This is a genomic window from Sphingomonas ginsenosidivorax, from assembly GCF_007995065.1.
GTDB classification, from domain to species: Bacteria; Pseudomonadota; Alphaproteobacteria; order Sphingomonadales; family Sphingomonadaceae; genus Sphingomonas; species Sphingomonas ginsenosidivorax.
On the sequence record NZ_VOQR01000001.1, the window covers coordinates 3,937,266 to 3,958,997 of the forward strand.

At 69.4% G+C, this 21,732-nt stretch carries 17 protein-coding genes and 2 pseudogenes; 9 read left to right on the forward strand and 10 right to left on the reverse strand.

All coding sequences use genetic code 11. The annotated features are described in order from the left end of the window. Nucleotides 1-35 precede the first annotated feature (35 nt). Entirely contained in the window at nucleotides 36-317 is a 282-nt protein-coding gene (locus FSB78_RS18080) for a DUF6916 family protein (RefSeq protein WP_147084312.1), read from the forward strand. Here FSB78_RS18080 and FSB78_RS18085 read toward each other — a convergent pair. From FSB78_RS18085 to FSB78_RS18100, 4 genes are all read right to left on the reverse strand, one after another. Next, nucleotides 310-855, reverse strand: a complete 546-nt coding sequence (locus FSB78_RS18085; protein ID WP_147083914.1) for a GNAT family N-acetyltransferase — start codon at nucleotides 853-855, stop codon at nucleotides 310-312. The two genes, FSB78_RS18080 and FSB78_RS18085, sit on opposite strands and share 8 nt — an antisense overlap. A gap of 2 nt (nucleotides 856-857) precedes the next feature. Continuing rightward, entirely contained in the window at nucleotides 858-1,388 is a 531-nt protein-coding gene (locus tag FSB78_RS18090; RefSeq protein WP_147083915.1) for a phage tail protein, read from the reverse strand. A gap of 50 nt (nucleotides 1,389-1,438) precedes the next feature. Beyond that, complete coding sequence (locus tag FSB78_RS18095; RefSeq protein WP_147083916.1) at nucleotides 1,439-1,978, reverse strand: phage tail protein; 540 nt, start codon at nucleotides 1,976-1,978, stop codon at nucleotides 1,439-1,441. Between the two features lie 64 nt (nucleotides 1,979-2,042). Beyond that, nucleotides 2,043-2,582, reverse strand: coding sequence for a phage tail protein (locus FSB78_RS18100; RefSeq protein ID WP_147083917.1), 540 nt, complete (start codon nucleotides 2,580-2,582; stop codon nucleotides 2,043-2,045). 341 nt (nucleotides 2,583-2,923) lie between these two features. Here FSB78_RS18100 and FSB78_RS18105 point away from each other — a divergent pair, with 341 nt between their 5' ends. Beyond that, complete coding sequence (locus FSB78_RS18105) at nucleotides 2,924-10,240, forward strand: putative Ig domain-containing protein (protein ID WP_158638038.1); 7,317 nt, start codon at nucleotides 2,924-2,926, stop codon at nucleotides 10,238-10,240. A gap of 422 nt (nucleotides 10,241-10,662) precedes the next feature. On the opposite strand, the gene FSB78_RS18110 is transcribed toward FSB78_RS18105, so the two are convergent. From FSB78_RS18110 to FSB78_RS18120, 3 genes are read right to left on the reverse strand one after another with little or no spacing between them, the layout of a single operon-like run. Beyond that, nucleotides 10,663-11,910 (reverse strand): adenosylmethionine--8-amino-7-oxononanoate transaminase, encoded by a 1,248-nt coding sequence (locus FSB78_RS18110; RefSeq protein WP_147078869.1) that lies wholly within the window; start codon nucleotides 11,908-11,910, stop codon nucleotides 10,663-10,665. After that, the gene (gene bioD / locus FSB78_RS18115; RefSeq protein WP_147078871.1) at nucleotides 11,907-12,524 is read right to left on the reverse strand and encodes a dethiobiotin synthase; all 618 of its coding nucleotides are present in this window, start codon (nucleotides 12,522-12,524) and stop codon (nucleotides 11,907-11,909) included. Before bioD ends, FSB78_RS18110 begins: the two co-directional genes overlap by 4 nt. After that, nucleotides 12,521-13,642, reverse strand: a complete 1,122-nt coding sequence (locus FSB78_RS18120; protein ID WP_147078873.1) for an 8-amino-7-oxononanoate synthase — start codon at nucleotides 13,640-13,642, stop codon at nucleotides 12,521-12,523. Before FSB78_RS18120 ends, bioD begins: the two co-directional genes overlap by 4 nt. Nucleotides 13,643-13,746: 104 nt before the next feature. Between FSB78_RS18120 and FSB78_RS18125 the strand changes: the two genes are divergently transcribed. From FSB78_RS18125 to FSB78_RS19170, 5 genes are all read left to right on the forward strand, one after another. Beyond that, nucleotides 13,747-15,501: a sensor domain-containing diguanylate cyclase gene (locus tag FSB78_RS18125; protein ID WP_147078875.1), complete on the forward strand. Its 1,755-nt coding sequence runs from the start codon at nucleotides 13,747-13,749 to the stop codon at nucleotides 15,499-15,501. Nucleotides 15,502-15,550: 49 nt separating this feature from the next. After that, nucleotides 15,551-15,781 carry a hypothetical protein gene (locus FSB78_RS18130; protein WP_147078878.1) on the forward strand — a complete coding sequence of 77 codons (231 nt, stop codon included), beginning with the start codon at nucleotides 15,551-15,553 and terminating at the stop codon, nucleotides 15,779-15,781. A 64-nt stretch (nucleotides 15,782-15,845) separates the two neighbouring features. Continuing rightward, nucleotides 15,846-16,130: a hypothetical protein gene (locus tag FSB78_RS18135; protein ID WP_147078880.1), complete on the forward strand. Its 285-nt coding sequence runs from the start codon at nucleotides 15,846-15,848 to the stop codon at nucleotides 16,128-16,130. Between the two features lie 133 nt (nucleotides 16,131-16,263). After that, nucleotides 16,264-17,307 (forward strand): rod shape-determining protein, encoded by a 1,044-nt coding sequence (locus FSB78_RS18140; protein WP_147078882.1) that lies wholly within the window; start codon nucleotides 16,264-16,266, stop codon nucleotides 17,305-17,307. A gap of 96 nt (nucleotides 17,308-17,403) precedes the next feature. Next, a complete protein-coding gene (locus FSB78_RS19170) occupies nucleotides 17,404-17,562 on the forward strand; it encodes a hypothetical protein (protein WP_158637931.1) in 159 nt (52 codons plus the stop codon). A 3-nt stretch (nucleotides 17,563-17,565) separates the two neighbouring features. On the opposite strand, the gene FSB78_RS18145 is transcribed toward FSB78_RS19170, so the two are convergent. After that, nucleotides 17,566-18,381 (reverse strand): ferredoxin--NADP reductase, encoded by an 816-nt coding sequence (locus tag FSB78_RS18145; RefSeq protein WP_147078884.1) that lies wholly within the window; start codon nucleotides 18,379-18,381, stop codon nucleotides 17,566-17,568. Between the two features lie 164 nt (nucleotides 18,382-18,545). Here FSB78_RS18145 and FSB78_RS18150 point away from each other — a divergent pair, with 164 nt between their 5' ends. After that, on the forward strand, nucleotides 18,546-19,709 hold the full coding sequence (locus tag FSB78_RS18150) for an alpha-hydroxy-acid oxidizing protein (protein ID WP_147078886.1): 1,164 nt from the start codon (nucleotides 18,546-18,548) through the stop codon (nucleotides 19,707-19,709). Nucleotides 19,710-19,841: 132 nt separating this feature from the next. Here FSB78_RS18150 and FSB78_RS18155 read toward each other — a convergent pair whose 3' ends face one another. Continuing rightward, nucleotides 19,842-20,498, reverse strand: a complete 657-nt coding sequence (locus FSB78_RS18155; protein WP_147078888.1) for a nucleoside/nucleotide kinase family protein — start codon at nucleotides 20,496-20,498, stop codon at nucleotides 19,842-19,844. Continuing rightward, nucleotides 20,498-20,774, reverse strand: a pseudogene (locus FSB78_RS18160) (chorismate mutase). The gene FSB78_RS18155 and the pseudogene FSB78_RS18160 overlap by 1 nt, the downstream one beginning before the upstream one ends. Nucleotides 20,775-21,061: 287 nt before the next feature. Between FSB78_RS18160 and FSB78_RS18165 the strand changes: the two are divergent. Further along, a pseudogene (locus tag FSB78_RS18165) lies at nucleotides 21,062-21,732 on the forward strand (polyprenyl synthetase family protein); the annotation flags it as partial.

Consider the following 21,732-nt stretch of genomic DNA (forward strand, 5'->3'; position numbering starts at 1 on the left):
TGATCTCTTGGACGGAGTGATGCGGTGTGAACACGATGCTGTCGCTGCAGAACTTCGCCGCCGCGGTCGGTGAAGAGTTCGCGCTCGATCTCGGTACCGCGTCGGTGGCGCTCGCGCTGGTCGAGGCGAAACCGCTGTCGCACGGCGCCGGCGGGCTGCGACACCCCTTCTCGCTGGTGTTTCGCGCGGCGTCGCACGTCGTATTGCCGCAGAAGATCTACTCGCTCGCCAATGCGACGCTCGGCCGGCACGGCATATTCCTGGTGCCGATCGGCCGCGATCCGGCGGGCGTGCTGTATCAGGCGGTGTTCAACTGATCCGCCAGATCATCCGTCGATGCGTCTGGCTGTGATCCGGTACGCGGGTGAAGCCATGGCGTGCGTACAGCGCGGCGGCGCGCATATTGGGTATGAGCACGTGCAGGTCGATGCCCGATGCACCCGAGGCGCGCGCCGATTGCTGGAGCCAGTCGAGCAGCGCCGACCCAATGCCGCGACCGCGCGCGACGCTCGCCAGCAGGAGATCGACGAGGTGCCACATCGCTGGCGCGCGATCGACGTAGAGCCGCCCGGCGGGGTGGCCATGCCGTTCGACGATCCAGAAATCGGTGGTCGACCCGCCGGCGGTATAATGCCGGTGCTGAAGCGCGAACTGGCTGGCGACGAACGCCGCCTTGGCCGCCGCGGTCCAGGGGACGTGCGCGAGTTCGTCGGCGCGCGATGCGGCGTACAGCCGCTCGAGGAACGGCATGTCCGCATCGCTCGCCGGCCGTAGCGCGATCCCGGTCGCGCGCAGGGTCCAGTCGGGCGGGGGTGGCGCCGCGACGGGAAACGGATCGCGCGCGGGCGTCGCCATAGTCAGGGGAATTGCGGAAACGTGCCGACCAGCGCGACCGCATAGGTGAGCCCCAGATAGGGCTGGCTGTTCGGATGCGCGACGCCGCCGCCCGCTACGCTGACCGCGACGGGATTGAATGCAACCGTCGTGCCGGGTGCCGCAAACGCCAGGAAATTCTCCTGTGCGGCATAGCCGATCGCAGAGGACGCCGCAGGGGTCGTCGATAGCGATCCGTCCGGCTGGTAATCGGAGAAGACGTGATTGTGCATCGGCATCTCGTCGATCGTCAGCGTCGCGTCGTAGCTGCCGAATGGCTCGCCCAACTGCCGCGGCTGCGTGGCCGGCCCCTGGCCCGAACCGCATGCCTGGCGCCCGGCGAGGTTCGGCAACTGGAACGTGCTGAAGCCGTTCCCCCCGAAATTGGTGCCGTAGAGCGAGAACAACGCGGTATTTTGCTGCAACGGCAAGGTCTGTCCCGCCGCGAACGCCCAGTTTGCTGGCGCGAAACCGAAGCCGAAGATCTGGATTTCGCCGAGAAAGGGTTGGGTCACGGGAATGTCCTAACTGGATCGATGAGCCGGAGGCGGTCGTCGTGCGGCGATCAGGATTGGGTCGGAAAGACGCCGACGGTGGCGATGCAATATTGCAGCGAGAGCGTGGGCGCGGTGTTGTCATGCGCCTGGTTGCCGCCCGACAACCGGACCATCGACGTCGGGAACGGCACCGTAGTCACCCCTGCTGGCGCGGTCGCATAGAATTGGTCGTCCGCGGCGGCCGGTACAGTGGCCAGGACCAGGTCGGCGGGCGCCGACGCGGTGCCGACATCGGTCGATGCCATCATGGCATGCGCGTGGCGGGCCATCTCCGGCACCGTCAGCGTGACCGAGTCGAAGCCGCCCAATTCGCCGAGCGTTCGCGTCGTCAGGCCGCGTCCGGTCCCCTGATGGACCGGAACACGCCCGCGCAGGTCGGGCACGCCGAACGTTATCTGGCCGTCGCCGCCATAGATGGTGCCGATCAGGATGAACAAGACCTCGTTCTCGCTGATCGTCAGCAGGGACCCGTCGCAGCGCTGCCAGCCCAACGGTGCGCCGCGCGAATAGGGAAGGATGCGTATCTCGCCCACAAACCAGTCGCTCATCGTCCATCCTTCCTGCCGGCGGGTCGCCGGATACGAGTCCGTCGGTACGCAGCCCGGGGTCGACCTAGCTGCGCGACGGAAAGATCCCAGAGAGCGCGATGTTGAAGTTGATCACCGAATAGGGCTGCATATTGGGATGCGGCGCGCCCGATCCCGTCATCGACGACGGACCGCCGCCTAGCGGGACCAGATTGCTGGGCGCGCCGTAGAGCGTTGCGCCGTTGGTCGTCTGCGCGAGCAACTCATTGCCTTCGAGGAACGAGGTGGTCGCCTGATCCGACGTGGCTGCAAGCCCATGGCTGTGGCGGGGAATCTGATCCGGCATCAGGGTCACCGTTTCGACCCCGCCGATCGCGCCCAGCGGCATCGTCGGCGGTTGCCAGCCGCCATCGGCCGAACTGAACCCTCCGCCCGTCGGGGTACGGCTGCGCAGATCGGGCAAGGCAAAGGTGGCCTGTCCATCGCCGCCATAGGCGATGCCAAGCAAGGAGAAGAGTGCGCTGTTCTGCCGGATCGCAAGAAGAGCGCCGTTACACTGCGCGAAACCCCTTTGCGCGAACGGGAAGCCGGTCATCATGATCTGGCCCATGAAATAGTCGGACACGCCGCGCTCCCCTGCCGTTCGATCCCAGTGCTTGAGACGATATAGTTCGTACGGATCAAGTGGGTTTACCGACACTCCAGATGCCGGGTCCCTTTTAATCAAGCAAGTCTAATCCAAACGAATTTGCACTGTAATGGAGTAATCTATGATAAGAATAGAAAGGGTAAGGAAAGCAGTCGATATTGTATTGGTGGTATAGTCGAAGTTACTGGTCGGTAACCGACCGATGTCATGGATTAGTCGTGCATCTGTCGCTACGGGTTGCGCAACGTTGTTGTGATCGCAGGTGGGGGCGAGCACGGCGTTGGGGAGGCGAAGTGTCGGGCATGGGGGCAGCGGGCATGACGCCGCGCAGATGCGCGGGCGACGGTATCGTGGGGGTGGTCCGGCGGATCGTCGTGACGCTCGTCCTTGCGTGGCTGCTTCTCGCCGGCGCGACGATCGCCCAGGCACAGACCCATTACAGCGTCGTCTACGGTACCGGAGGCGCCGGGTCGGGCCAGTTGTCCACGCTTCGCGTCAACGCGACCGGCGGCGATCAGATCATCTTCCAGGCCGGTGACCTCCAGACCGCAGCCGGCATCTCGGGAGCGACCGCACGAGGGCGTTTCATCAAGGGCGACGGTACCATCGTTCGGCTCGGGACGGGATATTCGGTGCGGTTCACCGCCACCGGGAACGTGCTCAGCTACAGTAGCAGCGGCGGCAACTTCTCGATCACGCCCTCGGCATCGTCGCCTGCGACCCAGCTGCTCGGGGGGCAGGTCGAGATCGTCACGATCGGATCGGCCCCGACGACACCGATCACGGTCGGCGAGATCGGGACGTTCGATATCTATGGCGGCGGGCCGGCCAGCTATCTGGCGCCGTCGGTCCTGTACGACGCGACCGTGACGATCACGTCGCCGACCTCGGTCACGGGGGTCGCGCCGGTCAGCGGTCCTGCGGCGGGTGGCGCCAGCGTCGTCATTACCGGGACCGGCCTGACCGGCGCGACCGCGGTCAGTTTCGGCGGGACCGCGGCGGCGACGTTCACGGTCGACAGTGCGACGCAGATCACGGCGACGACGCCAGCGAAGCCCGCGGGACCGGTCACGGTCGCAGTGTCTGCGCCCGGCGGGACGGGCAGCCTGGCGAACGCCTATACCTATGTCGCCGCGCCGACCGTGTCGGCGGTCGCGCCGGGGACCGGGCCGTCTGCCGGTGGGCAGAGCGTGGTCATCACCGGAAACGGTTTCGTCGCCGGCAGCACCGTGCTGTTCGGCGCCACCGCCGCGGTTGCCGTCACGATCGACAGCGCGACGCAGATCACCGCGGTTTCGCCGCCGGGGACCGGGACGGTGGGGATCAGCGTCACCACGACCGGCGGCACCGGCGTCCTTGCGGGCGCCTATGGGTATGCCAGTCCGCCGACGGTGACCGCGGCGACACCGACCACAGGGCCGACCGCGGGCGGGACCACCGTCGTCATCACCGGCACGAATTTCGCCGGCACATCGGCGGTCACGTTCGGCGCCACCGCCGCGACTGCCGTCACGATCGACAGCGCGACCCAGATCACCGCGACGACACCGGCGGGTATCGCGGGGCCGGTCGCGATCGGCGTGACGACACCCGGCGGAACGGCGACGCTTGGCGGCGTCTTCACCTATGCCGCCGCGCCCACTCTGTCGTCGGTCGCGCCGCCATCGGGGCCGATCGCGGGCGGCACCGGCATCGTGATCACGGGGACGAACTTCACCGGTGCGACCGCGGTGACCGTCGGCGGGGTCGCGGCGACGGGCTTTATCGTCGACAGCGCGACGCAGATCAGCGCGACGGCGCCCGCAGCACCCGGCTATGCGGCGGGGACCGTCGCGGTGGCGGTCGTGACGGCGGGCGGCACGGCAACGCTCGCAAACGGCTTCACCTATGTCGCGGCGCCGACGGCGGCGTCGCGCAGCGTGTCGACCGGCTACAACCAGTCCGCGACGATCGACCTGTCGGCATCGATCAGCGGCAGCTACACCGTCGTTACGCTCGGGGCTGGTCCGGTCCACGGCACGCTCACGCCCGGTGCGCCGGGCAATTACCAGACCGCGGTCTACCAGCCGACCGCGGGCTATGCCGGGCCCGACAGCTACAGCTACACCGCGACCGGTCCCGGCGGCACCTCGGCAGCCGCGACGGTATCGATCACGGTGGGCACTCCGACGATCGCCATCGCGCCCTCGACGCTGCCGGCTGGGCAGGCGGGGACGGCCTATAGCCAGACGCTGACCGCGTCGGGCGGCGCGACGCCCTATGCCTTCGCCGCAACGGGCCTGCCGACGGGCCTGGCGCTGGCGGCCGACGGGACGCTGTCGGGCACGCCGACCCAGGCCGGCAGCTTCTCCGTGGACGTGACGGCGCAGGACAGTTCGACCGGCGTCGGGCCGTTTTCGGGTACGCGAAACTATACGCTGAGCGTCGCCGCCCCGACGATCGTCGTGGCGCCCGTGACGCTGCCCGCCGCGACGGTCGGCGTCGCGTACGGCGAGACGGTCACGGCAAGCGGGGGCAGCGGCCCATATTCCTTCGCCATCACGTCGGGCGACCTGCCAGGCCTGGCCCTGTCCGGCGCCGGCGCGCTCTCGGGCACGCCGACTGCCGGCGGCAGCTTTGGCATCACGATCACCGCAACCGACGCCGGCGGCTTCACGGGCGTACGCGACTATACGCTGACGGTTGCGGCACCGACCGTGACGCTGACACCTGAGACCCTTCCCGCGGGCCAGGCGGGGACCGCGTACGGCGCGACGATCACCGCGACCGGCGGCACGGCGCCCTACACCTATGCGGTGATCGCGGGCGCGCTGCCGTCCGGATTGACGCTGTCGGCAAGTGGGACGCTGGCGGGTACGCCCGAAGCGAGCGGCAGCTTCAGCTTCGGCGTGACCGCGACCGACAGTTCGGGCGGCAGCGGGCCGTATGCCGGGACGCGCAGCTACACGCTGGCGATCGCCGCACCGGCCTTGACGCTCGCACCTGCGACGCTGGGCAACGCGACTGTCGGGGTGGCCTACAATGCCGGGATTACGGCGAGCGGCGGCACCGCGCCCTATGCCTATGCGGTGACCGCGGGTGCACTGCCCGCCGGGGTGACGCTTGCCGCGGACGGCACGCTGTCGGGAACCACGACCGCGGGCGGCACATACGCCTTCACCGTGACCGCGACCGACGCGACCGCGGTCGGGAGCGGCGGGCCGTACAGCGTATCCCGCGTCTATACGCTGGTCGTGGCGGCACCGACTGTCGTGCTGGCACCGGCCAGACTGCCCGCGGGGCAGGCGGGGGTGGCATACAGCCAGACGTTCCTCGCCATCGGGGGCACCGCACCCTACACATTCGCGGTCACCGCGGGTGCACTCCCGTCCGGGTTGAGCCTGTCGGCGAGCGGCACGCTTGCGGGGACCCCCAGCGCGGGCGGCAGCTTCCCCTTCAGCGTGACCGCGACCGACAGTTCGGGCGGCAGCGGGCCCTATGCAGGGACGCGCAGCTACACGCTGGGGATCGGCGGACCGACGCTGGCGCTGACGCCAACGTCGCTGGCGAGCGCGACCGTCGGGGTAACCTACAGTGCGAGTATCGCCGCGAGCGGCGGCACCGCGCCCTACGCCTATGCGGTGACCGCGGGCGCGCTGCCCGCCGGGCTGGTGCTCGCCGCCGACGGGACGCTGTCCGGCACGCCGACCGCGGGTGGCAGCTTCGGCGTCACAATCACCGCGACCGACGCCGGCGGCTTCGCGGGCGCGGGGGGCTATACGCTGGTCGTTGCAGCACCGGCCGTTTCGCTGGAGCCGGCAAGCCTGCCGGCGGGGCAGACGGGCACCGCGTACAGTCAGGTGCTTCTCGCGACCGGCAGCACGGCGTCCTATAGCTACGCGGTCAGCGCGGGCACGCTGCCGGCCGGGTTGAGCCTGTCGGCAAGCGGCACGCTCGCAGGGACGCCGAGTGCGAACGGGAGCTTCGCATTCAGCGTGACTGCGACCGACAGTTCGAGCGGCAGCGGGCCGTATGCCGGGACGCGTAGCTACACGCTGACCATCGGTGCGCCGACGCTGACGCTGGTGCCTGCGACGCTCGCGAACGCGACCGCGGGGGTGGCCTATAGCGCCAGCCTCACCGCGAGCGGCGGTACCGCGCCCTACGCCTACACGGTTACCGCGGGCGCGCTGCCCGCCGGGCTGGCACTCGCCGCCGACGGGACGCTCATGGGGACCGCGACCGCGGCCGCGGCCGGCACGTACGGCTTCACCGTCACCGCGACCGACGCAACCGCGGCGGGCAGCGGCGGACCCTATAGCGCCTCGCGCGCCTATACGCTGGTCGTGGCGGCTCCGACAGTAATCCTGGCACCCGCGAGCCTGCCGGCGGGACGGGTGGGAACCGCATACAGCCAGACCCTCATAGCGGTCGGCGGCGCTGCGCCCAATGCCTTTGCGGTCACCGCGGGCGCGCTACCGTCCGGGGTGAGCCTGTCGGCGAGCGGCACACTGGCGGGTACGCCGAGCGCGAGCGGCAGCTTCACGTTCACCGTGACCGCGACCGACAGTTCGAGTGGTAACGGACCCTATGCCGGAACGCGCAGCTACACGCTGGCGATCGGCGCAGCCACGACCACGCTGACGCCCGCCCCTGCGACGCTGACGGGCGCGACCGTCGGGGCAACCTACGTCGCGAGTATCGCCGCGAGCGGCGGCACCGCACCCTACGCCTATGCGGTGACCGCTGGCGCACTGCCTGCCTGGCTGGCGCTCGCCGCCGACGGGACGCTGTCGGGGACGCCGCTCGCAGGCGGCAGCTTCACCTTCGGCGTCACCGTGACCGACAGTTCGGGCGGCAGCGGACCCTATGCCGCCACGCAGGACTATACCGTCCGGGTCAAGGCGGCGGTGCAGCCGATTGCCGTGGATACCACCCTGACCGCCAAATACGGGGCGGGGCCGACGCCGGTTCCGCTGCAGCTGAGCGGGCCTCCCGCCGTCGGGGTCGCGGTCTCGAGTCCGCCCGCGCACGGCGCTGCCGTCGCCGGCGGGATGTCGATGACCTACGCGCCCGCGCCCGGCTATGCCGGGACCGATCGCTTCACCTACACCGCGTCCAACGGGGGCGGTACGTCTGCGCCCGCTACGGTGACGGTCACGGTGACGCCGCCGGCGGTACCGACCGCGGCGGACCAATCGGTCACCACCGCCTACGGCACCGCGACCGGCATCGATCTCTCGGGAGCGATCGCAGGCGTACACACCGGTATCGCCATCGCCAGCGGGCCGTTGCATGGCACCGCGAGCGTCAGTGGCGAGGTGGTGCGCTACGCTCCCACGGCCGGCTATTACGGTGCGGACAGCTTCACCTATACTGCCACCGGCCCCGGGGGCGTGTCGGCGGCGGCAACGGTGACGATCACGGTCGGCGTGCAGGCGATCGCGATCGCGCCCGACTCGCTGGCGGCGGGACAACAGGGCATGGCCTATTCCGCGACCATGTCCGCCAGCGGCGGCGCTGCGCCGTATCGCTACGCGAGCACGGGCGGGGCGTTGCCGGCAGGGCTGGCGCTGTCCGCCACGGGCGAACTGGCCGGAACGCCGACGCAGAGCGGCAGCTTCGCGATCGCGATCACCGCGACCGACAGCTCGACCGGTGCCGCGCCTGCGTCGGCCGTGCGCACCTACACGCTGGTGATCGCCGCGCCGCCGGCCCCGATCGCCGCCGGGACGTCGGTCACCGTCACGAGCCCCGCCGGCGGCACGCGGTCCGTCGATGTCACCCTGTCCGGCCTGGTCAGCGGCGTGTGGACGAGTATCGATCTCGCCACGCCGCCACTCCGCGGCACGGTGACGCTGGCGACGACGCCGGCGGGTGGCGCGGGCGGGCAACCGATCGTGGTGGCCACCTATACCCCGCCGATCGGCTATCGCGGCCATGACGGCTTCACTTTCGTCGCCTTCGGACCGGGAGGGCGTTCCGCTCCGGCCACCATCGCGATCACGGTGCTCGGATCGCCGCCGGTCGCACCGACGTTGACGGCAGGCACCGGGCAGAACGTGCCGGTGACGGTCGACCTCACGACACAGGCGCGGGGCGCGCCCTATACCGGAGCGGCAATCGTCTCGGTGAACCCGTCCGGCGCGGCGACGGCGGCGCTGATCGAAGGCGGCGTAGTCGACGCCCGCACCTATCAGATGCGGATCACGCCCGAGCCGCGCTATAGCGGTACGATCGTCGTCACCTATACCCTCAGCAACGCGGTCGGGACGTCCGCGGCGGCGACCGCCACGGTCACGGTCACGGCGCGTGCGGATCCCGCTGCCGACCCGCTGGTGCGCGGGCTGGTCGGGGCGCAGGCCGAAGCGACGCGCAGCTTCGCGGCCACGCAGCTCGGCAATTTCGCCCGCCGCAACGAGGCGCTGCACGGCGGCGGCGCGAGCAGTACCGCGCGGCCGTTCGGGGTATGCTTCACCAACGGGTTTGGCCTGTACGGCGGCTATGGCGGTTATCCGCCCAGCGGCATCGACCGCGAGACGGCGCTCAAGATGGAGCACGCAACCGAAGTCGCCGGTGCGGAGGCCGCGTATGGCGCGTATGGCCGCCCACCCACCGGCTTGGCCGGGTTCGGATCGGACGGGTACGGCGGGCTCGATGATAGGGTCGGAATCGGTAACCGAGATGGAACCGGCAGCGGACGCTCCGGGCGCGGCGCCGCAACGCCGTCGCGTACCGAGGCGACGGCGCCGGGCGTCCTGGGCGCGCAGGGCGGTTACCCGCGCGGGTCTTCGGCAGCCGCTGCGGCCGGAGGTGGTGACCGCAGGATCGGATCAATCGCGATCTGGAGCGGCGGGGCGATCACGGTCGGGTCGCGCGACGCGACCACGCGACGCGTCCACCTCGACGTCACGAGCGGCGGACTGAGTGCGGGAAGCGACATCAAGCTAGCCGACACGCTGACGGTCGGGATAGGCGGCGGCTATGGCAGCCAGCGGACCCGGATCGGCAAGGGCGATGCGCGGCTCGACGGCGATACCTGGGTCGGCGCGCTGTATGGCAGTCTGGCGCCGTTGCCGGGGACGTTCGTCGACGGCGTGATCGGCTATGGAGGCGTCGATTTCGACAGCCGGCGGCTCGCGGCGAATGGCGGGATCGGCGTCGGGCACCGCGACGGCACGATGCGGTTCGGTTCGCTGGCTGGAGGGCTCGATCGGCAGGGGCCTGGCGGCATGGTCTCGGCCTATGGCCGCGTCGAATATCTAGCCGCGACGCTCGACGCGTATCGCGAGACGGGGGCGGGCCTGTACGACCTCGCTTATGGCCGCCGCACGCTGGATTCGCTGTCGAGCGTCCTCGGTGGGCGCGGCGCGATGTACCGGCCGATCGACTTGGGGGTCGTCAGCCCCCGGCTCCGCTTCGAATGGCGCCACGATTACCGCGGGCAGGGCGGACAATGGCTCGATTACGCAGATCTTGGTGGACTGGCGCGCGTCGTCGAGGGCGACCGCTGGCCGCGCGACGAATTCAACCTCGAGCTCGGTATCGGTCTGCAAACCGAAACCGACTGGACGTTCGGCGTCGATCTCGGGGGACTGTTGGCCAATGGCAGCCGGGTCGGGACGTTGCGGGGGACGATCGGCAGGAAATTCTAGCGTGCGCCAGTACCATCATCTGGGCGCGATTGCATTTAGTGCAACTGTAATGAGGCGCATTGCACTTGCGAGCTAGCGTGCTGCGATGCACAAGGAGCGTGCCTTTCAGGCATCCTCTCCTAAAAACTTTGGCTGGTCTCACGACCGGCCTTTTTTTTTGATTCGATTTGGCGCATGCTGGCCGTGCCGTCGCTAGCCGTAACAAGAAAAGAAACGTGCAGGAGTGGTGCCGCCGGGAAAACCGGCACCGGCCGGACGACCGCGCGGGGGATGAGCGAGACGCTCTCCCCCGCACTGCCCAACCAGCGGCTCTCCTTTTGATCGAAGCGCCTAGTCCCGGTGGACGCCGCGCCTCCGATGACGGCGTTACACGCCCGGGCCGCCATCGCCTTCACTCATCCGCATCCTGGTGACCTGCCCGGTCAGCCGGCCAGTACGGCGCAGGCTTCTCCGATCGCTGCATGGACGCGGTCCAGGTCGGAAGGGGTGATGCTGTAGGGGGGCATGACGTAAACGGTGTTGCCCAGCGGGCGCAACAGCAGGTCTCGGTCGCGGAAGAATGCGAGGAGGCGGGGGCCGAGTTCGGAGAGATAGGCCGCGTTGCCGCCGAGCTCCAGCGCGATGATCGTGCCGAACGCGCGGGCGCCGGTGACGCCGGGCAGCGTCGCGAGCGTCGAAAGGCCGGCCGCCTGGCGCGCGGCGAGACCGGCGACGCGTTCGAGCACCGGCTCGTCGCGCCAGATCGCCAGATTGGCGTTCGCCGCCGCGCAGGCGAGCGGGTTGGCGGTGTAGCTCGACGAATGGAAGAACATCCGCGCGCGGTCGGTGCTCCAGTGCGCCTCGAAGATCGGCTCGATCGCCATCGTCACCGCCAGCGGCACGGCGCCCCCGGTCAGCCCCTTGGACAGGCACAGGATGTCGGGCACGACGCCGGCCTGTTCGCAGGCGAGCAGCGTGCCGGTCCGGCCCCACCCGGTCATCACCTCGTCGGCGATGAAGAGTACGCCCGCGGCAGCGCAGATCGCGCGCATCTGCGCCAGGACGTGTGCCGGATAGAACAGCATCCCACCCGCGCCGAGGACCAGCGGCTCGACGATGAACGCCGCCGCACCGTCAGCGCAGGCGCGCTCCAGCGCGTCGAGCGTCGCCTGCTCGTGGCCCGGTGACGGAAACGGCACCGTCGCCACGTCGAACAGCAGCGGCGCATAGGCCTGGTTGTAGACGCCGCGCGCGCCGACCGACATCGCGCCGATCGTGTCGCCGTGATAGCTGTGTTCGAGCACGACGATGCGGTGGCGCGGCTCGCCGCGCGCGGTCCAGTAGCCGAGCGCCATCTTCAGCGCGACCTCGACGCTGGTCGATCCCGAATCGGAGAAGAATACGCGCGTCAACGCCTCGGGCATGATCGCGCGCAACCCCTGCGCCAGGTCCTCGGCAGGCTGGTGCGTCCAGCCGGCGAAGATGATCTGGTCGAGCCGCTCGGCCTGCTCACGCATCGCGGCGACGATGCGCGGGTGGCAATGGCCATGCGTCGTCACCCACCAGGACGAGATCGCATCGACGATCCGCCGCCCGTCGACGGTATGCAGGATCGCGCCCTCGGCATGCGTGACCTGCGGGATCGGCTCGCCCAGCCCGTGCTGCGTGAACGGATGCCAGACCGCGCTCATGCGAAATCGCCCAAGTCGAACGCATCGGCGAACGCCGCGGCGAGCGTGGCGCCGTCGAGCGGGTCGAGCCGCGGCAGCCGCCCCAGCCGCCGCACGCCACCGATGGCGGCGATCGTCGCCTCGCTGTCCTCGACCGCGTCGCCGATGAAGGCGATGCCGAGGATCGGCACGCCGCGCGCGCGCAGCGCCTCGATCGACAACAGGCTGTGGTTGATCGTCCCGAGCCCGGTGCGCGCGACCAGCACGACCGGGCGTCGCCAGCGCGCGAACAGGTCGGCGAAGGCCAGGTCGCGGGTGACGGGCACCAGCACGCCGCCGGCTCCCTCGACCACCAGCGATCCGTCGACCACGGGCAGCGCAAGGCGTTCGGTGTCGATCGCGACTCCGTCGATCTCGGCGGCACGGTGCGGCGAGCACGGGGTCTGCAGCACATAGGCGCTGGGCACGATCCGCGCGACGCCGAGCCGCGCGACGGTATCGAAGTCGCCGCCGCCGTCGAGCCCCGCCTGGATCGGCTTCCAGTAGGAAGCGCCGAGCGCAGCGGCGAGCCCCGCGGCGAAGACGGTCTTGCCGATGTCGGTGTCGGTCCCGGTGACGACGAACGTGCGGGTCATTGCAGGCTCTCCAGCGTATCAGCCAATGCGGTGATGTCGGCGTCGGTGACGTTCAGCGTCAGCGAGATCCGCAGCCGCGAGGTGCCGACCGGCACGGTGGGCGGACGAATGCCGCGGACGTCGAAGCCGGCCGCCTGCAGTGCGCTCGCCAGCCGCATCGTCGCGGCGTCGTCACCGATCACCAGCGGCAGGATCTGCGATCCGCTCGGCGCGACGCCGCACGGCGCCAGCTTACGTTCGGCGAACGCGACCAGCTGTCGGAGCCGGTCGCGTCGCGCGGGCTCGTCGGCGACGATCCGGAGCGATTCGCGCACCGCACTCGCCATCAGCGGCGACGGGGCGGTGGAAAAGATGAAGCCGCGCCCACGATTGACCAGGAAATCGCGCATCGTCGGCGGACCGCACAGCAGCGCGCCCTCGCAACCGAGCGCCTTGCCGGCGGTGTGGAGCGTGATGATCGAGGCCCGGTCCGCGAGTTCCGCGGTCAGGCCGCGGCCGTCGGGGCCAAGCACGCCGGTCGCATGCGCCTCGTCGATCAGCAGCACGGCGTCGTGGCGCTCGGCGACGACGGCGAGCGCGGCGAGCGGCGCGCGGTCGCCATCCATGCTGTAGAGGCTCTCGACCGCGATCCACGGCGTGCCCGTGCCACCGCGGCGGCGCCAGTCGCGGATCTTATCCTCGGCGGCATCGGCGTCATTGTGCGCGGCGGACACGCAGGTCGCGCGGCCCAGCCGCATGCCTTCGTGCGCGCTGGCATGGATCAGCGCGTCGTGGACGACCAGGTCGCCGGTCTGCGGCAATGTCGCGAACAGGGTCGTGTTGGCGGCGAACCCGCTGGCGAAGACGAGCGCGGCCTCGCTGCCGAAGAACCGGGCGGCCTCGTCCTCCAGCGCTTCGTGCTCGTCGCAATTGCCGCGCAGCAGGCGCGAACCACCCGATCCCACCGGAACGCCGCGCGCGAGCGCATCGGCGACAGCGGCCCGCAGCCGCGGTGACTGCGCCAGTCCGAGATAGTCGTTGGAGGAGAAGTCCACGCCCGTCCGGGGGCGCAGCGAACGCAGCCGGTCGCGCGCCCGAAGCGCGGCAAGATCGGTACGGTGCGGGTCGAGCGTCGCCATTCCGGTCCCCTAACCGCATCCGCGCGCCATGCCGACCCGTATCTGTCCTGCGTGTCTTGCGGCGGGCAAAGATCAGTTAACTTCGTCGGGGTAGCATCGCGATCATGGAACTCTCTGTCAGGTCGATTGGCCGGACGGCGGTTGTCGTCGCCGTCTACTTCGCCAGCGCGATGGCTGCCGTCATGACGACTCGCTTCGGCGGCGGCGTCGCCTGTGTTTGGATCGCGACCGCGGTGCTGGGTGCGGCGCTGGTCACCAGCCCGCGCCGCGACTGGGTGATGCTCTGCGTCGGCTGTGGCCTTGCCGGCGTGGTCGCCACCGCGTCGTTCGGGCTCGGCTTGCGGGCGGCGCTGCCGCTCGGGCTGCTCAACGTGGTCGAGGCAGTGACGGGCGCGGTGCTGTTGCGCTGGCTCGAGCGGCGGCATCAGGCCGGCGATCCGGTCGGCCGGCTGGCGATCCTGGTTTTCGCGACCGCGGTGGTGGCGCCCGTCATCGGCGCGACGGTGGGCGCCGCGGTCGCCGCCTGGGTCGGCAGCGGTGGTTATTGGATCAATTGGGTCCGCTGGTACGCCGGCCATTCGCTGGGCACGCTGACCTTCATGCCGGTGTTCGCGATGTTCCTGTCGGGCAACGTCCGACGCACGGTCTCCAGGGCGTCGCGCCGGCAGATCGCCGAGAGCGCGGCGTTGTTGATGCTGGTCGTCCTGACGACGCTCGCGGTCTTCCTGCAGAAGACGCTGCCCCTGCTGTTCGTGCCGATCCTGCCCGTGATCCTGGCGACCTTCCGGCTGGGCCGCCTGGGGGCGGCGCTGTCGATCGTGTGCGTGGCGGGGATCGGTGGCGTGCTGACGCTGAAGGGCTTCGGGCCGGTCAACCTGGTCGGCGGCGACATCGTGTCGCGGGTGCACCTGTTTCAGTTCTACCTCGCCGCGACGGTGATGACCGCATTGCCCGTCGCGGCCGACCTGGCGCGGCGCGACCGGCTGTACGCGCGGTTGCGCGACAGCGAGGCGCGCTACCGGCTGCTGACCGACAATTCGACCGACATCGTGATGAGCCTGCACGTCGATGGGACGGTCCGCTATGCGTCGCCGTCGATCACGCAGCTCGGCGGCTATGCGCCCGACGATGTCATCGGGCGCAACGCGATCGACCTCGTGCTCGAATCGGACCGGCTTGCCGTCTCGGCCGCGCACCGGGCGGCGGTGGCGACGCCGGGCGTGACGCAGATCGTCGAATTCCGCGCGCGGATGGCGGATGGGTCGCTGCGCTGGTTCGAGGCGCATTCGCGCGGCGTCGCCGACGAGAGCGGTGCGGCGATCGGGATCGTCAACGCGGCGCGCGACGTCTCGCATCGCAAGCAGCTGGAGGCCGAACTGACCAGCGCGGCCCTGACCGATCCGCTGACCGGGCTCGCCAACCGGCGCCGGTTCGACCTGCGGCTCGCCGAGATCCACCGCGCCGAACAGGGCGGATGCCTCGCGATCTTCGATATCGATCACTTCAAGGCGGTCAACGACCGGCATGGCCACCAGGCCGGCGACGACGTGCTGCGGACCTTCGCGACGATCGCGCGGGGGTGCGTGCGCGACGGCGATCTCATCGCGCGGCTCGGCGGCGAGGAGTTCGGCATCGTCCTGCCCGGCGCGAGCGTCGACCAGGCGCGCCTGGTCTGCGAACGGTTGCGCGCGACGATCGCGGACACCGCGTTCGCACTGGGCGAGAAGCGCACGCGGATCACGGTCAGCGCCGGCATCGCCTCGTTGGTCGGCGATTCGGATGCGGTGCTGAAGGCGGCCGACGCAGCGTTGTACCAGGCGAAGCGGGCAGGGCGGAACCGGTTGCGGCTGGCGGCGTAGGGCCCGATCAGAGGATGATCCCCCGGGTCTTTGCCGCTAAGGCGCCGCGATGACCGCGTCCGATCTCCAGTCCCTGCTCATCACCACCTTGCTGCGCGACCATGGCGGCGACCGCCGGCGGTGGCGGCTCGTGCTGGGCGAGGTGAAGGTTTATCCGCTCGCCACGCACCCGCACTGTAACTGGTCGGTGACGCCGTCGGGCGCGTTCGACGATATCGACGCGGTCGAGACGCTGGTCGACCGCGTCCGCGCACAGCATCCGATCGTGAGCCTGTGCTGACCGCACACACCCGTCTTGGCAAACCGGCCGCCACGCGGCAGGGCGACACGCAAAGGAGCGACACATGGCAAAGCAGTTCTGGGCCCAGCTGATCGAGCTGGACGAAGAGATCGAGGCCGCGAGCATCTCGGGCGCGACGGACCACGAGGAGGCCGCCGAATCCCTGGTCGCCGATTTCGTCGGCCAGATGGGCGGCGAGATCACCAAGGGTGCGGTCCGCGTCTGGGTCGATGGCGGCGCGGAGAAGGTCTATGACTGGCAGGCCGACTTCACGATTCCCGAGGACGCGGGCGACGACGAGGACGAGATCGAGGTCGAAGGTGAGATCGAGCTGCGGGAACGTATCTGACGAATCGGCAGCTCTGACGAACGGTCGTTAGCGCTCGCCCGGGCGCACACGGGTTGACGCCCGTCGGGAATACGGGATCAAGATCGCGCGCTTCGCCGACGTCCGTGCGAAGCCTTACCGGGTAGTTCAATCGATGCGCTTTCCTCGCCTGTTCGGCCTGCCTTCCAACGATATGGCGATCGATCTCGGCACCGTGAACACCGTGGTCTATCTGCGCGGGCAGGGGATCGTGCTGAACGAGCCGTCGGTGGTGGCGATCGAGACCCGCGACGGTGTCGAGCACGTGCGGGCGGTCGGCGCCGAGGCCAAGCTGATGATGGGCAAGACGCCCGAGGGCATCAAGACGATCCGGCCGATGCGCGACGGCGTGATCGCCGACCTCGACGTCGCCGAACAGATGATCAAGGTGTTCATCGACAAGGCGCATGGCGGCCCCAGCCGGCTGCCGCGCCACCCAGAGATCGCGATCTGCATCCCGTCGGGCGCGACTCCGGTCGAGCGTCGCGCGATCCGCCAGGCCGCGACGAGCGCCGGGGCCAAGAAGGTGTATCTGATCGAGGAGCCGATGGCGGCGGCGATCGGCGCGGGCCTGCCCGTGACCGAGCCGGTCGGCGCGATGGTGGTCGATATCGGCGGCGGCACTACCGAGGTCGCGGTGCTGTCGCTGCGCGGGCTCGCCTACAGCAATTCGGCGCGGGTCGGCGGCGACAAGATGGACGATGCGATCGCATCGGCGATCCGCCGCAAATACAATCTGATGATCGGCGAGGCGACCGCCGAGCGGATCAAGCTCGAGATCGGCACCGCGATGATGCCCGAGGACGGGCTGGGCAAGGTAATGCGCGTCAAGGGCCGCGACCTGCGCGCCGGCGTGCCGACCGAGATCGAGGTGAGCCAGGCCGACATCGCCGCCTCGCTCGCCGACCTGGTCGGGCAGATCGTCGAGACCGTGCTCAACGCGCTCGAGATGACCGAACCCGAACTGGCTGCCGACATCGTCGACCAGGGCATCGTCATGACGGGCGGCGGCGCGCTGCTGGCGCGGATCGACGAGGTGCTGTCGGTGGCGACCGGCCTGCCCGTGATCGTCGCGGAGAATGCGCTGACCTGCGTCGCGATCGGCGCGGGCCGGGCGATGGAGGAACCGATCTACCAAGGCGTGATGGCGGAGATCTGAGCGGTCGTTCGCGGTACGATTCAATCTAACATAGGTTAAATCTCGGCGATATACGCGTCCGATCGGCTTCCAGCCTTTTCGCACATCGAGACGTGTATGCAGACTTTTCCCAAGCCGAACAGCCTCGTCGTGGCGCGCGACCATCTCGTCCGCGCACTCGACATTCTCGACGACAGTACGGAACTGGTCATCGCAGCGCGGGTCGCGGACGTGATCGAGTTGCTGAACGCGGTGCTCCCCGCCGCCGGGGTCTAGCCCCTAGCCGACGAATGCGCGCTCGATCACGAAATCGCCCGGATTGGCGTTCGAACCTTCGGTAAAGCCGGTCGCCTCGAGCAGTTCGGCAAAGTCGCGGATCATCGCGTTGCTGCCGCACAGCATCACGCGGTCGGTCGCGGGGTCGAGCTTGGCGGGGCCTTTCAGCGGCGCGGCGAACACCGTGCCGTCGTCGATTAGCGCGCCGATCCGCTTGTGGTTGCGGAACTGTTCCTGCGTGACGGTCGGCACGTAGACGAACTGTGCCTTGGCCTCGTCGGCGATCAGCGGATCCTCGGCCAGCTGCGACTCGAGTTCTTCGTAATAAGCCAAGTCGCTGACGCGGCGGACGCTGTGGACCAGCACGATCTGGTCGAACCGCGCATAGACGTCGGGATCGCGCAGCAGGCTGAGGAACGGGGCAAGCCCGGTGCCGGTCGCGAGCAGGAACAGCCGGCTGCCCGGCAGCAGCGCGTCGCACACGAGCGTGCCGGTCGGCTTTTTGCCCAGATAGACCTGGTCGCCGGTCTGGATCTGCTGCAGCCGCGAGGTCAGCGGGCCGTCGGCGACCTTGATCGACAGGAATTCGAGTTCGTCGGCATAGGCCGGGCTCGCGATCGAATAGGCGCGCATCAGCGGCTTGGTGTCGCCCGGCAGCCCGATCATCACGAACTCGCCCGAACGGAACCGCACCGATGCCGGCCGCTCGATCGCGAAGCTGAACAGATGTTCGTTCCAGTGCCGCACCCAGGTCACGGCCGCCGACATGAAGGCGACGTTGTCGGGGATCAGCACGGGCGGGCGAGTCGTCACGGTCATGAACGCAGATTCCGGATTGGGGATGGCCGGCGGCATGCCGACAGGATTGCGGGGCGCTATATCGTCGGCACCGCGCGGGCGCACGACAAAATAATGCGGGGGAGCAATGGTTCCGCTTTGCCGCTCGGTGATAGGGTCGGCGCATCACGAGCAGCGAGCGGTCCATGCCCCAGTACGGCGACTACCAGAATCTCCTCTACGGCGCGGCACTCGGTGGGGTGCTGCCCAGGGTGCCGGTCGATTTCGCGACGCTCGAGGCGCAGGCCTGTGCCGCGTTGCCGCCATCGGTGCGCACCTATGTCCAGGGCGGATGCGGCGACGAGCATACGCAGCGGCACAATGCCGATGCGTTCCGGCACTGGGGGCTGACGCCGCGGATGATGGTCGACTGCCGCCAGCGCGACCTGTCGATCGACCTGTTCGGGATGCGCCTGCCGAGCCCGGTGTTCATGGCGCCGATCGGCGTCACCGGGATGTGCATGCAGGACGGGCATGGCGACCTCGCCGCCGCGCGTGCCTCCGCTTCGACCGGCGTGCCGCTGATGGCGTCGACGCTGTCAAACGATCCGCTCGAGTCGGTCGCGGCGGCCTGCGGCGACACGCCGGGGTTCTTCCAGCTCTATACCCCCAAGAACGAGGCGCTGACCGAAAGCCTCGTCCGCCGCGCGGAGGCGGCGGGCTACAAGGGTATCGTCGTCACGCTCGACACCTGGGTGACCGGATGGCGGCCGCGCGACCTGAATACCGGCAATTTCCCGCAGCTGCGCGGGCATGTGCTCACCAACTATTTCAGCGACTCCGTGTTCCGGTCGCTGCTTGCCGTGCCGCCGGAGCAGGACGGGCCCGCGGCGGTCCGCGCCTGGGCCGGGCTGTTCGGGCGCGTGCTGACCTGGGACGACATGCCATGGTTGCGCTCGTTGACCAAGCTGCCGCTGATCCTGAAGGGCATCTGCCACGGCGACGACGCGCGCCGCGCGATCGACCTCGGCGCGGATGCGATCTATTGCTCGAACCATGGCGGGCGGCAGGCCAATGGCGGGATCGCCGCGATCAACCTGTTGCCGGACGTGGTGGCTGCGTCGGGGAGCACGCCGGTGCTGTTCGATTCGGGCGTGCGGTCCGGCACCGACGTGGTCAAGGCGCTGGCGATGGGCGCGACGGCGGTCGGGATCGGCCGGCCGTACAGCTATGGCCTCGCGCTCGACGGCGAGGCCGGGGCGGCGCATGTGCTGCGCTGCATTCTGGCGGAAGCTGACCTGCTGATGGCGGTGAACGGCTACCCGACGATCGCCGCGGTGCGCGAGGCGGGAGTGAGCCGGCAGGGGTGAGCGCAAGAACCAATCCTCCCCTGCAAGGGGAGGTGGCTGGCGCAGCCAGACGGAGGGGTGACCCGCTCTCGATAGGCTGACACCCCTCCGTCAGCTGCTGGCTGCCACCTTCCCTTCCAGAACAGGAAAGGACTACAGCGCCGCCACGATCTCCGCGGCGATGTCCGCCGGTGGCCGAGACGCGCCGTTCTTGACAGTCGATACGCGCAGCCATTCGCCCAGCACGCGCCCCTGCGTCATCGCCGCATAATTCGCCCGCACGCGGTCCTGCAGCCCAGTATCGGCCTCGTACGCGTCGAACGTATCGTCGGTGTACGACCGCTTGCGCTTCTTGAGGATCAGCCCGCGGGCGATGTCCGCCGGGGTGTCGAGATAGATCGACAGATTGGGCGCGGGCAGCGCGAACGCGCCGGTCTCCAGGGCCGCGATCCACTCCATCATCGCGCCCGCCTCGTCCGCGGGCACCTGGGCCGCCTGATACGCCATGTTCGACGCGATATAGCGGTCGAACACCACGACCTCGTGCGCGTCGAGCGCCGCCATCAGCACGCCCCGCGACTCCATCCGGTCGAGCGCATAGAGCGTCGCCGCCGCCTTGGGCGACACCGGCCGCGGCAGCGTGCCCGCGAGCATCGCGCCCAGCGCCCAGCCGCCGACCGTCTCGGTATAGCGCGGGAACGAGATGACGCACGCGCTGCGCCCGGCGGCGAGCAACTGCTCGACCACCAGCGCGGACGCGGTCGCCTTGCCCGCGCCGTCGGCGCCCTCGATCGCGAGGAGGAACCCCATCAGGCCTGCAGCCGCTCGTGGTGGCGGATCACCTCGTCGATGATGAAGCGCAGGAACTTCTCCGAGAATTCGGGGTCGAGCTGCGCTTCTTCCGCCAGCCGGCGCAGCCGCGCGATCTGGCGCTCCTCGCGGCCGGGAATCCGCCGGCGGAGGCCATGGGTCGCCTTGTGGCGGCCGACCGCCTGCGTCACCTTGAAGCGCTCGCGAGCATGTGGATCAGCGCCGCGTCGATATGTCGATGCTCTGGCGGTATCCGCTCAGCAGGTCGTCGGTCATGCGAACCCTTCGTTTCAACGTCGCGCGCCTTTTGCGGGCGTCCGGCGCGCCCGGCAAGACTTGCTTTGCGAGGGCGATGCGGCCACAGGCTCGGGGCAGATGAGCGCCACCATCCACCGCCTCGATCCCACCGGCCGGATCCCTCGCTAGACCCGATGGTCAAGCTGGTCGCGGGCGACATGAACGCTGTCAACGCGGTCATCCTCGGCCGCATGCAGTCGGACATCCCGCTGATTCCCGAACTCGCAGGGCATCTGATCGCGGGCGGCGGCAAGCGGATGCGCCCGATGCTGACGCTCGCGAGCGCACGGCTGATCGGCTATACGGGCTCTCGCCACCACCGCCTCGCGGCCGCGGTCGAATTCATCCACACCGCGACGCTGCTGCACGACGACGTCGTCGACGGCAGCGACATGCGCCGCGGCAAGCGTGCCGCCAACCTGATCTGGGGAACCCGGCAAGCGTGCTGGTCGGCGACTTCCTGTTCAGCCGCAGCTTCGAACTGATGGTCGAGGACGGCAGCCTCAAGGTGCTGAAGATCCTGTCGTCGACCAGCGCGATCATCGCCGAGGGCGAGGTCAACCAGCTGACCGCCGCGCGGCAGGTCGACATCGCCGAGGAACGCTATCTCGACATCATCGTCGCGAAACTGCCGCGCTGTTCGCCGCCGCCTGCCGGATCGCCGCGGTCGTCGCGGAACGATCCGAGGCGGAGGAAGCCGCGCTCGACGCGTACGGCCGCAACCTGGGCATCGCGTTCCAGCTGGTCGACGACGCGATCGACTATGTTTCCGATGCGGGCACGATGGGCAAGGACATCGGCGACGATTTCCGCGAGGGCAAGATGACGCTTCCGGTCATCCTCGCCTACGCCCGCGGCGGGCTCGACGACCGCAAGTTCTGGAAGGACGCGGTCGAGGGACGGGCGGATACCGACGCCGACCTGGCGCATGCGATCG

Excerpts from the sequence above, each read along its gene's own strand:
- FSB78_RS18155 (WP_147078888.1), bottom strand. The coding sequence starts at position 20,498 with ATGGGGTTCCTCCTCGCGATCGAGGGCGCCGACGGCGCGGGCAAGGCG.
- FSB78_RS18125 (WP_147078875.1), top strand. The coding sequence starts at position 13,747 with ATGGAACTCTCTGTCAGGTCGATTGGCCGGACGGCGGTTGTCGTCGCC.
- FSB78_RS18110 (WP_147078869.1), bottom strand. The coding sequence starts at position 11,910 with ATGAGCGCGGTCTGGCATCCGTTCACGCAGCACGGGCTGGGCGAGCCG.
- FSB78_RS18120 (WP_147078873.1), bottom strand. The coding sequence starts at position 13,642 with ATGGCGACGCTCGACCCGCACCGTACCGATCTTGCCGCGCTTCGGGCG.
- FSB78_RS18080 (WP_147084312.1), top strand. The coding sequence starts at position 36 with ATGCTGTCGCTGCAGAACTTCGCCGCCGCGGTCGGTGAAGAGTTCGCG.
- FSB78_RS18095 (WP_147083916.1), bottom strand. The coding sequence starts at position 1,978 with ATGAGCGACTGGTTTGTGGGCGAGATACGCATCCTTCCCTATTCGCGC.
- FSB78_RS18135 (WP_147078880.1), top strand. The coding sequence starts at position 15,846 with ATGGCAAAGCAGTTCTGGGCCCAGCTGATCGAGCTGGACGAAGAGATC.
- FSB78_RS18145 (WP_147078884.1), bottom strand. The coding sequence starts at position 18,381 with ATGACCGTGACGACTCGCCCGCCCGTGCTGATCCCCGACAACGTCGCC.
- FSB78_RS18130 (WP_147078878.1), top strand. The coding sequence starts at position 15,551 with ATGACCGCGTCCGATCTCCAGTCCCTGCTCATCACCACCTTGCTGCGC.
- FSB78_RS18085 (WP_147083914.1), bottom strand. The coding sequence starts at position 855 with ATGGCGACGCCCGCGCGCGATCCGTTTCCCGTCGCGGCGCCACCCCCG.
- FSB78_RS18150 (WP_147078886.1), top strand. The coding sequence starts at position 18,546 with ATGCCCCAGTACGGCGACTACCAGAATCTCCTCTACGGCGCGGCACTC.
- FSB78_RS18105 (WP_158638038.1), top strand. The coding sequence starts at position 2,924 with ATGACGCCGCGCAGATGCGCGGGCGACGGTATCGTGGGGGTGGTCCGG.
- bioD (WP_147078871.1), bottom strand. The coding sequence starts at position 12,524 with ATGACCCGCACGTTCGTCGTCACCGGGACCGACACCGACATCGGCAAG.
- FSB78_RS18140 (WP_147078882.1), top strand. The coding sequence starts at position 16,264 with ATGCGCTTTCCTCGCCTGTTCGGCCTGCCTTCCAACGATATGGCGATC.
- FSB78_RS19170 (WP_158637931.1), top strand. The coding sequence starts at position 17,404 with ATGCAGACTTTTCCCAAGCCGAACAGCCTCGTCGTGGCGCGCGACCAT.